This is a genomic window from Paracoccus laeviglucosivorans, from assembly GCF_900182695.1.
GTDB classification, from domain to species: Bacteria; Pseudomonadota; Alphaproteobacteria; order Rhodobacterales; family Rhodobacteraceae; genus Paracoccus; species Paracoccus laeviglucosivorans.
The window spans coordinates 1-1,601 of sequence record NZ_FXTK01000069.1; the positions used below are offsets into that span (position 1 = coordinate 1).

Sequence of the window (1,601 nt, forward strand, 5' to 3'; positions counted from 1 at the left end):
CGCGCCGCCGTCTATGCCGCCGAGGAGCTGGAGGAGACCGCCAAGCTGGCCGTCCTGCTGGCAAACCAGCGCGTTCGCAGCCTGTCCGCACAAGAAATCGCCCAATTGGAAGAACGATACGCCGCAACGATGCGGTAGGGAGAGCTTTATGTATGATTGCCTTGCCCCGACCGGGGAAATCCGCATCGCCGTGGCGGTGGGGCCCACGAAGTCGGCACTTTGGACCCGTATCCCCGATGGTGGCACTGACCCCGAAGGCGTGACGGTCGATCTGGCCCGCCGCATCGGTGAAATCACCGGGCGACCCGTGCGGCTGGTGCAGTTGGAAAGCTCGGCCCGGATCATCGAGACTGCGAATGACGATATCTGGGATCTGTCCTTCACCCCGGTCGATGCCGACCGTCGCGCAGTCGTGGATTTCGGTCCCGCCTATCACATCGGCGAAAGCAGCTATCTGGTGCGCGCGGCCAGCCCCTATGTGAAGGCCGGCGATCTGCATCGCGACGGCACGGTCATCCTTGGCGTTGCGGGCACCGCCACGATCCGCAGCGCCGAACGCGCCAGCGCTGGGGCGCAGGTCGTCGCAATTCCAACTTTGTCAGAAGCGATCGCACGGTTCCAGACGGGCGAAGGCGACGCCCTAGCGCTGGGGCGGCTGGGACTGGATGAGCTGGTCGTGACATTGCCCGATACCCGCATCACCGAAGGAAACTTCCATGTAGCGGAAACCGCCGTGGCCGTGCAAAAAGGCAGGCCAGACCAGCTTGCCGCAGCAAAGACGCTGGTCGATGCAATGAAGACCGACGGGACTGTCGCCGCCAGCTTTCATCGTCACGGCATGGCTAATGCTGTCATTCCAACAGGTTGAAGCCAAAAACCGTTTGATGAGCGGCCCTTTTTGTGGCCAACGACATCTTGTCGTATCGATACAACGCAGATCACCCCTTCGCCTCGGCCTTTGCTTGTAGGCGGCGGGCGTGGAGGACCGGCTCGGTATAGCCCGAGGGCTGGACACGGCCCAGGAAGACCAGATCACAGGCCGCCTGAAACGCCACGCCGTCAAAGCCGGGCGCCATCGGGCGATAAGCCGCGTCGCCGGCGTTCTGGCGGTCCACCACCTCGGCCATCTTGCGCATCGCGTCCATGACCTGCTGCTGGCTGACCGTGCCATGCAGCAGCCAGTTCGCCAGCGACTGCGCCGAGATGCGCAGCGTCGCCCGGTCCTCCATCAGACCCACGTCGTTGATGTCGGGCACCTTGGAACAGCCGACGCCCTGATCGACCCAGCGCACCACATAGCCCAGGATGCCCTGGCAGTTGTTCTCCAACTCGCGCGCGATTTCGGTGTCGCTGTAATTGCGCCCGGTGGCCAGCGGGATGGTCAGCAGGTCGTCCAGACGCACGGGACGCTTCAGCGCCTCGATCTCGGCCTGACGGGCGTGGACATCGACCTTGTGGTAATGGGTCGCGTGCAGCGTGGCCGCCGTCGGGCTGGGCACCCATGCGGTATTCGCGCCCGCCATGGGATGGGCGATCTTTTGCGCCAGCATGTCGGCCATGCGGTCGGGCATCGCCCACATGCCTTTGCCGATCTGCGCGCG

Annotated in this window: 1 protein-coding gene and 1 pseudogene; one reads left to right on the forward strand and one right to left on the reverse strand. The window is 64.3% G+C overall.

All coding sequences use genetic code 11. The annotated features are described in order from the left end of the window. Positions 1 to 148: 148 nt before the first annotated feature. Positions 149 to 868, forward strand: a complete 720-nt coding sequence (locus FN835_RS21020; protein WP_185958801.1) for a transporter substrate-binding domain-containing protein — start codon at positions 149 to 151, stop codon at positions 866 to 868. A 70-nt stretch (positions 869 to 938) separates the two neighbouring features. Here FN835_RS21020 and FN835_RS21025 read toward each other — a convergent pair. After that, positions 939 to 1,601, reverse strand: a pseudogene (locus FN835_RS21025) (malate synthase G); the annotation flags it as partial.